At 56.0% G+C, this 12,065-nt stretch carries 10 protein-coding genes; 6 read left to right on the plus strand and 4 right to left on the minus strand.

All coding sequences use genetic code 11. From position 1 onward, the window contains the following. Nucleotides 1–149 precede the first annotated feature (149 nt). The 4 genes from NIBR502772_RS19425 to NIBR502772_RS19440 form a co-directional block, all read right to left on the minus strand. Nucleotides 150–506: a transposase family protein gene (locus NIBR502772_RS19425; protein ID WP_168223580.1), complete on the minus strand. Its 357-nt coding sequence runs from the start codon at nt 504–506 to the stop codon at nt 150–152. 263 nt (nt 507–769) lie between these two features. Continuing rightward, nucleotides 770–1,888, minus strand: a complete 1,119-nt coding sequence (locus NIBR502772_RS19430; protein WP_168223581.1) for a glycosyltransferase family 4 protein — start codon at nt 1,886–1,888, stop codon at nt 770–772. Nucleotides 1,889–2,365: 477 nt separating this feature from the next. After that, a complete protein-coding gene (locus NIBR502772_RS19435) occupies nt 2,366–3,331 on the minus strand; it encodes an NAD(P)-dependent oxidoreductase (RefSeq protein ID WP_141141407.1) in 966 nt (321 codons plus the stop codon). Nucleotide 3,332: 1 nt separating this feature from the next. Then, nucleotides 3,333–3,905: a DapH/DapD/GlmU-related protein gene (locus tag NIBR502772_RS19440; RefSeq protein WP_141141408.1), complete on the minus strand. Its 573-nt coding sequence runs from the start codon at nt 3,903–3,905 to the stop codon at nt 3,333–3,335. A 281-nt stretch (nt 3,906–4,186) separates the two neighbouring features. Here NIBR502772_RS19440 and NIBR502772_RS19445 point away from each other — a divergent pair, with 281 nt between their 5' ends. The 6 genes from NIBR502772_RS19445 (at nt 4,187) to NIBR502772_RS19470 (ending at nt 12,064) form a co-directional block, all read left to right on the plus strand. Continuing rightward, a complete protein-coding gene (locus NIBR502772_RS19445) occupies nt 4,187–5,317 on the plus strand; it encodes a glycosyltransferase family 4 protein (RefSeq protein ID WP_246848592.1) in 1,131 nt (376 codons plus the stop codon). A 29-nt stretch (nt 5,318–5,346) separates the two neighbouring features. Then, complete coding sequence (gmd, locus tag NIBR502772_RS19450) at nt 5,347–6,375, plus strand: GDP-mannose 4,6-dehydratase (protein WP_210412327.1); 1,029 nt, start codon at nt 5,347–5,349, stop codon at nt 6,373–6,375. Next, nucleotides 6,375–7,349, plus strand: coding sequence for a GDP-L-fucose synthase (locus NIBR502772_RS19455; RefSeq protein ID WP_141141410.1), 975 nt, complete (start codon nt 6,375–6,377; stop codon nt 7,347–7,349). The genes gmd and NIBR502772_RS19455 overlap by 1 nt, the downstream gene beginning before the upstream one ends. 26 nt (nt 7,350–7,375) lie before the next feature. Beyond that, nucleotides 7,376–8,812, plus strand: coding sequence for a sugar transferase (locus NIBR502772_RS19460; protein WP_141141411.1), 1,437 nt, complete (start codon nt 7,376–7,378; stop codon nt 8,810–8,812). A gap of 61 nt (nt 8,813–8,873) precedes the next feature. Then, complete coding sequence (locus tag NIBR502772_RS19465) at nt 8,874–10,187, plus strand: UDP-glucose/GDP-mannose dehydrogenase family protein (RefSeq protein WP_141141412.1); 1,314 nt, start codon at nt 8,874–8,876, stop codon at nt 10,185–10,187. 2 nt (nt 10,188–10,189) lie between these two features. Then, nucleotides 10,190–12,064 carry a DUF4012 domain-containing protein gene (locus NIBR502772_RS19470; protein ID WP_141141413.1) on the plus strand — a complete coding sequence of 625 codons (1,875 nt, stop codon included), beginning with the start codon at nt 10,190–10,192 and terminating at the stop codon, nt 12,062–12,064. Nucleotide 12,065: the final 1 nt, after the last annotated feature.

The following is a 12,065-nucleotide window of genomic DNA, read 5'->3' on the forward strand; positions in this document are numbered from 1 at the left end:
CGCCGGCTGGCCAAACACCCGACCCGGGCAGTTCCCGAACCGGTCGCTAAGGGGCAGCGTCAGGGCCGCGGAGTCCAGTGCCCGCTGGACCAGCCACCAGGAGACACCGAACGAAAACGCAGCCTCCGCCGTGGGCCTTCCCGATCCGATCACGGCGGCCACAAGGGGCGACGGAGCCGGCGAGTGGATCGTGCACGGAGCGGGACCTGGGCGGTCTCCTCGGTGAATGTCTGGCGCGGGCAGCGGTATTCATCGCAGAAGAATCTCCGCTTGGCCCAGACCACTTCGATCGGACCGGCGATGGGGATGTCACGCAGACGTTGGGGCCGGCGGGAATGCACCCGTACGCTGATCACACCACAGGAGGGGCAGCCGGACTCGGTAATGGCTTCGACGCTGATACGGCGCTGCCCGAATGCAAGTATTTCAGTGTCGGTGACGCGGTAGTCGGGCAGGTTGAAAATGGCGGTGGCAGCATCTGGGCGCGGGGAAGTAGGTTCGATCAAGGCTCGTAGCTCCTGACTCTCGATGAATGCGTAGAGAACATCCATCACAGCAGGGCTACGAGCCCTTCAAGACACGGAATCCGTTTCACCACGAACCACGGAGAGCCGGCTAACCGCCCGTGGCTACCGCAAGCCCGCCAACTACAAATCAGATATTTCTTTGGAGAAGTGTCGTACGGGCGGCGGCATGACACTCACCCAGGGATTCATTTCCCCATAAAACGTGAAGAGCCTCTAAATTGCGAAACGCGCCGGAAGTCCCGTCAAGTACGTCTGCTTTTCAAACTAAGCGCTGATTGGTAGGTGGACACTAACTGGTCTCGAATCGAGGCTTGATTGAATCGCTGAGCGGCAAAATGCCGCGCAGCACTCTTCTGTTCGGGAGACCTCCACTCTTCAAAAAGAATGCTATGAACTGCCCGCGCGACCTCTTCCGGCTTAGAATCCTGAACAACTATCCCTAAATGGTTCTGCCCAATTTCTTTGGCTAACGCAGCGGATTCTGTAACAACAACCGGTATACCCTTAAGTAAGGCAGCGACCAGAACATTTCCCCAAGGCTCATTCTTGGATGTAAGCACAAACACGCCTGCAGTATCAAGAATGCTGTCTACTTCCGCGGCTGGGACTGCACCACGGTAAATTACCCCCGGGACTTCGGCGGCGGCCAAGGCCACAGCTTCGCCGTCGCCCTGATCGGGTCCTACCACTTCGTAGAGTTCGTCCCAGCCCCAGGAGTTAGCCAGACGCTTAGCCTCGAGGAAATCAGACACCCTCTTTCGAGGTTCCAGCCTTGCAATAAACATTGCTCTGCGCATTGGGTCAGCGCGGCCAGCTGAATCATGCTTTGGCTCAAAAGGCAAGGGATTACCAATGACGGAAAATTGTTCAAGGTCCCGGACCCCGGACCAATCTTGCAAGTGGGCTCGTTCAACAACCGTGAGTGCGATGGTGCGAGTCGCTTTGCGGAAAACGGGGCGCGCAACGAGGTCGACTATCTTATGCAGCCGACTTGTTCGCGCGGTTAGCATTCCGTGAGGTTGAATTACCAAAGGTTTGCGTAATCCTATGGCAAGAATAGAAGCTAGGAGCGGAATCAGTTCTCTAGCGTAGCTAACATGCACTAGGTCGGCTAAGCGTACCTGGCGAACCAGTTCACGACACATCGCCCACGAGATGCAGCTGGTGAACCCCACACGTGGCACGAGCATTCTCACACCCGGCATGCTGATATTGAACGCATCGGCACGGATATTGGGGGCATCATTTGGCAGGCATCCAGCCAGCAACGTAGTACGAATGCCGGCTTCTCCGGCCGTGAGGCGCGACTGACTGACGGCCGTGTCAAACGGCCCTCCGTACCGTCCTGTCGCACTTGCCAAAGTTACAATTCTAAGAACCTTCAAAGTTTAAACTCCAATACACAAAAGTTTCCCGGTGCACGTTGTAACTGGCAGGAAATAAATTAAAGTTTTTACTAGGTCGTCGAGTCTGTAATGCACTTTGACCGCCATTGGCAGACTAAGCAGCTTTACCTGATCGAGGTGAACGAGGCTATAGCAGAATAGTATGTCAAACGTATGGCTCTTGAGTGCACTTTCTATTTCGGACTCGACTACTTTGAGTGTCGGCGGAGATCGTCGACCGGTTGTTTCGTTGTAGAGCCAGTTAACGCTTCCACGCCTAGTTAATTTATCCTGCTTGTATCAAGTGCGTGGACATCGTGACCCAAATTCGGAAACCATTTGCGATTGAAAAGCATTGCTCCCCATTTCGTATTGGACACAAAAGAATTTTTGCCAAGAAAACCTGATGCCTAGCATTACCCCGCATGGAATCTAGCGAAACCTCGCTGGATATCAGTTAGTGCTTCGGATCCAATCCACAGTTCGACGAGTACCTTCGTCAACAGAAAACGGAAGAGGACCAACCAGTTCTGACGTTTCGGTCGAGTCGTAGGTCACGGTGGTGACCATGTTCCGAAGCCTGAAGGAGGTTAAAGGTGGTTCTTGGAGCCCGAGGCGTTGGAGTACATCACCCACACTTGCCGCAATCCTGCAAAAAAACATCGGGACATCAGAAGGCCTTCGGCGATCAAAAGCTTTTGCAATTTTTTCCGACCAATCACGCAGCCCGAGGTCGGTGTCGTCGGTCAACCACAAGATCTTTCCGTGAGTCGCACCATCCTTCACATGCATCAAAGTAATCAGCTGATGGACAGAATTCTCAATATACCCGAAAGACTTCTTAGGGTCAGCACCCCGGACGTTGAAAAAAAATCCGCGATTGACCACATCAAAAAAAGTTCGATATGGGACTCCAAAACCAGGACCCCAAATTGAAGTTGGCCTTATTATCGTCCAGGTTGACTTTCCATGTGACCCTTCTAAGATCAATTCTTCAGATTTAACTTTACTCTCGCCGTAAACTGTTGAGGTTTTGTAATCAAGGATATGCGCTGGTTGATGATCTATAGCAAAGACAAGGCGACTGCTTGCGTAAAATGTGTGTATTGGCTCAGAATGATTTCGGCCCGCATCAATGACATTTTGAGTTCCCACGGTGTTAGCCAAGTAGTCGGACAGTGTCTTCCCGTGGAGATCCGTCCTGGCAGCTAGATGAAATACAATCTGCGGGTTTACCTTTTCGTAGGCAGCAGCCAGAGTAACGGCGTCTGTGATGTCACCTTCAAGCCAGTTCTCAGCGCAGGTGCCACGAGGTGGCTTCTGTAAGTCATAATTAGTAACTTCATGTCCTTGAACAACAAGTTTCTCCACGAGGTTTGACCCGATAAAGCCGCTTCCTCCCGTTACAAGAATTCGCAAGTTATTCCTCTTTCATAATTTCGCGGCGCCCTATGGGCCTCGCTGGCACTCCAGCAACTATGTCGGAAGCCTCGACGCGACGGACCACGACAGCACCCGCAGCGACGACTGCAGACTCGCCAATTTCGACACCGGGCCCCACATAGGCGCGCGTGCCAACCCATACACCTTCCCCAATCGTGATGGGGGCGTTCGCGTAGTCGAACTTGGGAGACCTTATATCGTGCCCGCCAGCAGCCAGATATACCTCGTGTGCTAGTGCCGAATTGTTCCCCATGCGGACGGGCTCGAGGTTGAGGATCGTGCAACGATCACCTATCCAAACGTTATCGCCGGCGGTGAACTTCCACGGAAAATGAATGTTGACCCCAGGCCTCATATAAAATCCGCTACCTATCTTTGCGCCGAAGGCAGTAAGAACTCTTTTTCGCACACCTGACGGCCAAGGAAAGTTGGTCTGTATGATGGCCAACTTACAGGCCCACCAAGCTACTTCAACAGCCTTGCTCCGGCCGCGGTCTAGACCATGACCGTCGAAGGCGGCCAGGTTCACGAGTGGATGCGTTTTGCTCACTGTATTATCCCCCTGCTTTCGAATCACAATAGACGATTACTGAAGGGCGCCAATTCCTGAGTGGTCGGCATGAACGACGCAAACGCCATTATCCCTAACCAAGTCACAAAAATCGCTGAGAGGTCACGACGGCCAGGCCCCGCTTGCCATACCCATATGATGTAGCCGTGAAAAGTCGACTACGGGTCCTTATCGTCGGAATCAATTATGCCCCAGAAGCAAGCGGTAACGCGCCATACACAACCAGCCTTGCTGAGGGCCTGGTCCGTGCTGGGCATGATGTGCACGTAATCACGGGCTATCCTCACTACCCGGAATGGAGGCTGACAGCTGGCTACCGTGGGTGGAGTCAGTCGGAGGAGACCAACGGCGTTAGGGTTACGCGTCTTCGGCACCACATCCCACGGAGTCCAAATACTCTTAGCCGCCTGCATATGGAATTGAGCTTCGGTGTTCGTGCCGTGCTGTCCCAATGGCATAGCCCCGATGTAGTCCTGGTCATAAGCCCCGCTCTCTTCTCCAGCGCACTGACCATCATGAGAGTCAGAGCAAGTGTGAGGCGCCCGGCAGTGGGAATATGGGTTCAGGACATCTACAGCCTCGGGGTAGTCGAGACCCGCCAGGGAGGTGCTGGTCTCGGGGGCTTGATGGGTTGGATCGAGGCTCGTGTTTTGGGATCAACGGATGGAATAGTGGCTATTCATGATCGTTTCCGGCAGTACATGATTGACACTCTCGGTATTCCAGAACACATCACGAAGGTCATCAGGAACTGGACCCATCTTCCCCACTCCCCGGCTTTTGACCGCAAACAGATGCGTCGTAAAATGGGCTGGCAAGAGCATGAGGTTGTGGTCCTCCACGCTGGCAACATGGGCAAGAAACAAGGGCTTGAAAACGTTGTCAATGCTGCTCGCATAGCTGAAGAGACTGACAGCGACGTTCGATTTGTCCTCATGGGGTCGGGTAACCAGCGTCGGCAGCTGGAGTCTCTAGCCCAGAACCTTGGACACATAGAGTTTCTAAACGCCCTGCCTGGAGACCAATTCCAGATGGCCCTTGCTGCCGCAGACGTTCTCCTCGTTAATGAGCTGCCGGGCGTCAAAGATATGGCGGTGCCCAGTAAGCTTACCTCCTACTTCAACTCGGGTCGGCCCGTTCTCGCTGCAACCGACGAGGAAAGCGTGACGGCGTCAGAAGTTGCCGCCGCCGGCGGAGGAGTAAGAGTTGATGCTGCTGACCCAGAAGCGCTCGTCCTTAAAGCTGAAGAACTGGGCCGAAACCCTGGCCTGGCGAACGCACTTGGCTCCCAAGGACTTCGCTTCAGAATGGAAACACTGTCTGAAGCAACCGCGATTGCAAAGTATGATGGGTTCATCAAAACTATGGCATCGTCGCGCCGCCGTAAGTAGTGCGACTATTTTGAACGCGGGGGAAAACTTTGATTAAGCGCGCACTCATCACCGGCATAACCGGGCAGGACGGGTCATATTTGGCCGAACTCCTCCTCAGCAAGGGTTACGAGGTGCATGGTCTCATTCGACGCGCCTCTACATTCAACACAGCCCGTGTTGATCATTTGTACGTAGATCCCCACGATCCGAAGGCCAAGCTCTTTCTTCACTATGGCGACCTCAGCGATGGTGCGCGCCTCGTCACTCTGCTAGCGGAGATCAAGCCCGACGAGGTTTATAACCTAGCGGCCCAGTCGCACGTTCGAGTGTCATTCGATGAGCCGGAGCACACGGCCGACACAACTGGGGTCGGCACAATTCGGCTCCTGGAAGCTGTCCGGATGTCCGGTATTGAGACTAAGTTCTATCAGGCGTCTTCCTCTGAGATGTTTGGCGCTACGCCGCCTCCTCAGAACGAAGACACCCCGTTCTATCCCCGCTCCCCATACGGGGCGGCCAAGGTTTACAGCTACTGGATAACCAAAAACTACCGTGAGGCGTACGGGATGTTCGCCGTCAACGGCATCCTCTTCAACCACGAATCACCTCGTCGTGGTGAAACTTTCGTGACCCGCAAGATTACGCGAGCGGTCGCCGCCATCAAGGCTGGAAAGCAAGACCTGCTCTACATGGGCAACTTGGACGCAGTACGCGACTGGGGTTATGCGGCGGAATACGTCGAGGGCATGTGGCGCATGCTTCAGGCAGATGAGCCTGATGACTTTGTTCTTGCCACTGGCGGAAATTACACGGTCCGCGACTTCCTTCAGATCTCGTTCGAGCATGCGGGCCTCAATTGGGAGAACCACGTCAGGTTTGACGAACGTTACCTGCGTCCTACTGAAGTTGACGCACTTGTCGGCGATGCGTCGAAAGCTCAGGAGAAGTTGGATTGGAAGGCCTCGGTTCATACACCGGAGTTGGCACGCATCATGGTGGATGCCGACATTGAAGCCCTAAAGCACGCCGGGAATCACTGGATCGACACCGTCGAACTCCAGAGCTGGAAGCAATAATGTCTGACGACGTCACTTTCGTACCAGCTTCACTGGACCGCTCCTCGGGCTTCTACGTTGCCGGCCATCGCGGACTCGTGGGCTCCGCGGTTTGGCGAAATCTGGAATCAGAAGGCTTCACCAACCTTGTGGGCCGCACGTCAGCCGAACTCGACTTAAAGAACCGTGATGCCGTTTTCGCGTTCTTTGCGGAACTAAAACCCCGTTACGTCGTTCTCGCCGCAGCTAAGGTTGGCGGAATTCTTGCAAACAACACTTATCCTGTCGACTTCCTCAGCGACAACCTAAGGATTCAGGTTAATGTTCTAGACGCAGCACTCGAACACGGTGTTGAACGTCTCCTGTTCCTTGGATCGTCCTGCATCTATCCAAAATTTGCCGAGCAACCCATCCGAGAAGACTCATTGCTTACGGGCCACCTTGAGCCGACTAACGATGCTTATGCTATTGCCAAGATCGCAGGAATCATGCAGATTCAAGCGGTGCGCCGGCAGTATGGCCTTCCCTGGATCTCTGCGATGCCTACTAACCTCTACGGTCCGGGGGACAACTTCTCCCCCACGGGATCCCATGTCTTGCCTGCCTTGATCCGACGTTATGACGAAGCAGCACGGTCCGGGACCCAAGTAGTAACGAACTGGGGAACCGGGTCGCCCCGCAGGGAATTCCTTCACGTCGACGACATGGCAGCAGCGTGCCTTCACCTGCTGGAAAACTACGACGGCCCCTCCCAAGTGAATGTGGGAACGGGTAGCGACGTCACCATTCGTGAACTCGCATCGCTTGTGGCGTCAGCCGTTGGTTACACCGGCGAAATCACCTGGGATGCGACAAAACCGGATGGCACCCCGCGAAAGCTACTCGACGTTTCTAAATTGAGGGAAGCTGGGTGGAGTTCGTCTATCGAACTCGAAGCAGGAATTCGTGCGACGGTCGAATGGTACAGACGCAATTCCTTGTCGGTACGCAGCTAAGGCCGCTGTAATATGGGGGATGTTCGATGAGTGAGGACGCCAACTGGCGCCGGCGGTCATCGCGTCGGCTACGCATAGTTGATGCGTTCATTATTATCTGGGCGGTCGTTGGAGCATTCCTCATCCGCTTTGGCATGGATTCAGAATCGACCACCGCCGGCCAAGACGTACCGTACGTTTGGCTTTCCGTGGTGCTGGCTGCAGCCTGGTGGTTCATGTTGGGAGCCTGGAACAGTCGTCAAAGCCGCATACTCGGATCCGGGCCGGACGAATACAAGCGAGTAGCAGCCGCGTCCCTTTGGCTGTTCGGAATCATCGCGATTGTTTCCTATGTCTTCCGGATTGACACTGCACGTGGCTACGTGGGGCTGGCGCTTCCTGTTGGGCTACTGGGCCTTCTACTTGGCCGATGGTTGATCAGACAACATTTGAGCATCAAACGCGGGCAAGGCCGCAGTATGTCGCGGCTACTTTTACTCGGAGGCCCCGGTGCTGTTGCACATTTGGCAGCGTCTTTGCACGGAGCCAAGCATGCCGGATACCTCCCAGTTGCGGCGTACATTCCTGGGGCAGATGCTGGCACAAGCGTCGAACCCCAGTCGGGGCTTAGGATCGTGGGAAATAAATCCGATCCGCAGTCCATTGTCAACGCCTTGGAGGCATGTGGTGCCGATGCGGTGGCGGTATCCGCGGGCGTACAACTACATCCGCAGACGCTGCGTCACTTGGGCTGGGAGTTGGCGGCTCGAAACATCGGGCTGATAATGGCGCCTGCGCTCACAGACATCGCCGGTCCTCGCATACACACTCAACAAGTTGCTGGACTGCCTCTTATTCATGTGACAACACCCACGCTCGAGGGCGGTCAAAGAGTCGCCAAACGCCTTTTTGACGTCGCGGCAGCGGGAATTTTGTTGGCGATTGTGTCGCCAGCGATGATTCTTGTTGCTTTGCTCATTAAGCTAGACAGTCGCGGACCGATCCTGTTTCGTCAGGAACGCGTTGGGATGGAGGGCAATCACTTCTTTATGATCAAGTTTCGTTCGATGGTCATCGATGCCGAACGCCGCCGCGCTGAGCTGGAGCAAGCGAATGAAGGCAGCGGTCCTTTATTCAAGATGAAGAATGACCCGCGCGTGACACGTCTGGGAGCAATTCTCCGGCGTTTCAGCGTTGATGAGTTACCTCAACTGCTTAACATTCTCAGCGGATCAATGAGTCTTGTCGGCCCACGGCCTCCACTTCCCCGCGAAGTCGAGGCGTACGAAAGTGACGTCCGGCGTCGACTTCTTGTCAAGCCGGGACTGACGGGGCTCTGGCAGGTCAGTGGGCGCTCTAATCTGTCATGGCAGGACTCGGTCCGCCTTGACCTGTACTACGTGGAAAATTGGTCGCTGGCTGGCGACCTCGTAATCATCCTCCGAACCGCCCGTGCTGTTTTTGGCAGAGCGGGCGCCTACTAACTCGCTGATCTCTTCTCGACTCGACGCAAACCACTGACCCCTTGGGGAAGGAATTATCCTTATGCGCATATCTGTAATCGGCTGCGGCTATCTAGGCGCTGTGCATGCGGCGTGCATGGCCAAGTTGGGCCATGAGGTAGTCGGTATTGACGTGGACGCGCGGAAAATCGAAGATCTATCTGCTGCTCGTGCGCCGTTTTACGAGCCAGGACTTGAAGACCTATTGAGGGAAGTGCAGGAAACGGGACGGCTGTCCTTCACCACGGACTTGGCCGCTGCTGCAGGAAATGCAGTTCACTTTATCTGTGTGGGAACGCCTCAGAAAAAGGGTGAGAACGGTGCTGACCTGACCTATGTCGACGCCGCCGCGACAGGCCTGCTCCCCTATCTCTCGCCAGGCGACGTAGTGGTTGGAAAGTCGACAGTTCCGGTGGGAACAGCCTCACGCCTCGCTGAGCTTCTCCTTGCAGCACAACCTGACGCCCACTTAGTCTGGAATCCAGAGTTCCTCCGTGAGGGTCACGCCGTCTCCGACACCCTCCACCCGGACCGCTTCGTGTATGGTGTCAGCGACGGTTCTGAGGACCATCCTGCTGTATCCATCCTGGACGACGTCTACAACGTCCCACTGGCCTCCGGAACGCCCCGTCTCGTCACCGACCATCCGACTGCAGAGCTTGTTAAAACCGCCGCAAACTCCTTCCTGGCCACCAAAATTTCCTTTATCAACGCCATGGCAGAACTTTGCGAAGCAGCTGGAGCAGACGTCACACAGCTCGCGGATGCCATTGGCATGGACGATCGTATTGGTCGAAAGTTCCTGAACGCGGGGATCGGCTTCGGGGGCGGGTGTCTGCCCAAAGACATCCGAGCGTTCATGGCCCGCGCGGGCGAGCTCGGAGCGGACCAGGCGCTCACTTTCCTTCGAGAGGTCGATGCAATCAACATGCGTCGCAGAACCCGCGTGGTGGAACTAGCAAGGGACCTGTGTGACGGGTCCCTGCTAGGTAAGCGAGTCACCGTGTTGGGCGCTGCATTCAAGCCTGAGAGTGATGATGTCCGGGATTCCCCCGCCCTCAGCATCGCGGCTCAGCTGCAATTGCAGGGCGCGGTAGTGACAGTGACCGACCCGAAGGCTCTGCCAAACGCCGCCCGGAGATTTCCTGAACTGCACTACGAAGTTGACACGTCCGTTGCCATCGCGAAGGCGGATGCTCTGCTGTTACTCACAGAGTGGCAGGAGTACCGCGATCTGGACCCTTATGACTTAGGAAGCGCCGTTTCTGTACGTCGAATCCTGGACGGCCGCAACGTTCTGGACCCTGCCAAATGGCGCGCCGCCGGATGGACCTATCGAGGCCTGGGTCGGCCCTAACGATGACAGACGCCAAAGAAATTCCGGCTAGAGATGAACGGTCTCGGGCGGGACGTGTTTCGAAGTCTCGCAAGTCAAACCACCGCCGACCGCTCCTACTCACGCTTATCGCCCTTGGCAGCCTTGTTATCGTCGCTGTCGCCGGTTCGGCCTGGCTAGCAAGCAAGGCAACGGCAATTAAGTCCGAACTCGATGCGGCGACTCTTCTGATCCCGACGTTGAGGGAAAACATCACGAGTGACGACGCGGGAACGGCTTCCGGGACAGTCACACAACTGCGCGCCCACACCCTTGCGGCAAAGGATGCGGCCAACGATCCTATATGGACCTTGGCTGCCAGCCTGCCCGGGCTTGGCCAAAACTTCAGCGCCGTGGCCGAAGTCGCACGCTCGGCCGACGACGTGGCCAGCCTCGGTCTCGAACCCTTGGTAAGGGTTTATGGAGCACTCGATTGGCAGGCCCTGCTCCCCAGTAGCGAAGGAACTGACCTGACCCCGGTGGAAACGGCCTCGCCGAGCATCTCGGCCGCAGCGCACGCCGTTCGACTGTCAGCTGAGAGGCTAAACCAGATCGATGCCACCAAGCTATGGCCGCAGGTTGCGGCTCCGTTGACGCAGGCACGGGACCAGTTGCAAACCGTAACCGGAGCGTTAGACGCGGCCGCCGATGCATCCAACATTGCGCCCGGGATGCTTGGTGCGGGAGCTACCCGTAACTACCTCCTCATGATCCAAAACAACGCCGAGTCTCGAGCTTCCGGGGGAATACCTGGAGCGCTTGCTGTCCTGAGTCTCGACAAAGGAAAGCTGAGCCTCGGGGCCCAGAGCAGCGCCAGCGCCGTCGGGGTCATGTTGCCGGTCGTCCCGGTCGAGGCCGAGCAGCAACAGATCTACTCGGGGCGCGTCGGGAAGTTCATGCAGGATGTGAACCTGACACCCGACTTCCCAACAGCAGCCAGCACTGCTCAGGCCATGTGGGAGAGAAAAACCGGACAGCGTGTGGACGGGGTTATATCAATAGACCCCGTGGCCCTTGGCTACGTGCTTGATGCCACCGGTACCGTTAGCATCAAGCACCCAGAGCTCGTAGCGCTCGCAGCCGCGGGCTTGCCGACGGAACTGACAGGTCAGAACATCGTGCAGACCCTGCTCTCTGACGTGTACGCCAAAATCGAGCAGCCGGGATTGCAGGATGCATACTTTGCAGGCGTCGCTCAGGAAATTTTTGCAGCACTGGCCGACGGCAAGGGAAATGCAAAGGGCCTGATCGAAGGGCTCACCCGCGGTACCACCGAGGGACGCGTTCTGGTGTGGTCAGGCCTGCCTGCAGAACAATCCATCATGTCGAAGTACGCACTGAGCGGTTCCATTTCAGGTCCCAGCATCTCGCCGGCTCAGTTCGGTGTTTACTATAACGACGGTACCGGCGCCAAGATGGACTACTACGTTGACCGTACTGTCCAACTCATGAAGGAATGCGCCAGAGACGGCTATGAACAAACCATTGTGCGGGTAACCAGCACAAATACCGCTCCTGCCGATGCTGGGACGTCACTCCCAACATATGTCACTGGTGCGGGCGCTTTCGGCGTGCCCGCCGGGTCAGTTCAAACCAACATCGTGGCTTATGGTCCCGTCCAATCAAACGTAGAAACCGCGAAAGTCGACGGTCAGAGCACCAACTTTGCTTCTTACGAGCACAGCAACCGACCTGTGGGTACGCTCGCAGTCAGGTTAGCGCCAGGAGAGAGCAGCACGGTCGACTTCACCTTTTCGAAAATCGTGCAGCACACGGAACCTAACGTGGTTGTCACACCTACTGTGCAAGATGTCAAAGATGTGATCCTGCCCACAACAAGTGATTCATGTGGGCAGTAGT

It is taken from the genome of Pseudarthrobacter sp. NIBRBAC000502772, from assembly GCF_006517235.1.
In the GTDB taxonomy this organism is placed as follows: domain Bacteria; phylum Actinomycetota; class Actinomycetes; order Actinomycetales; family Micrococcaceae; genus Arthrobacter.

Bases quoted from the DNA above. Each gene is read 5' to 3' on its own strand.
- NIBR502772_RS19455 (WP_141141410.1), top strand. From the start codon at position 6,375: ATGTCTGACGACGTCACTTTCGTACCAGCTTCACTGGACCGCTCCTCG.
- NIBR502772_RS19460 (WP_141141411.1), top strand. From the start codon at position 7,376: ATGAGTGAGGACGCCAACTGGCGCCGGCGGTCATCGCGTCGGCTACGC.
- NIBR502772_RS19465 (WP_141141412.1), top strand. From the start codon at position 8,874: ATGCGCATATCTGTAATCGGCTGCGGCTATCTAGGCGCTGTGCATGCG.
- NIBR502772_RS19470 (WP_141141413.1), top strand. From the start codon at position 10,190: ATGACAGACGCCAAAGAAATTCCGGCTAGAGATGAACGGTCTCGGGCG.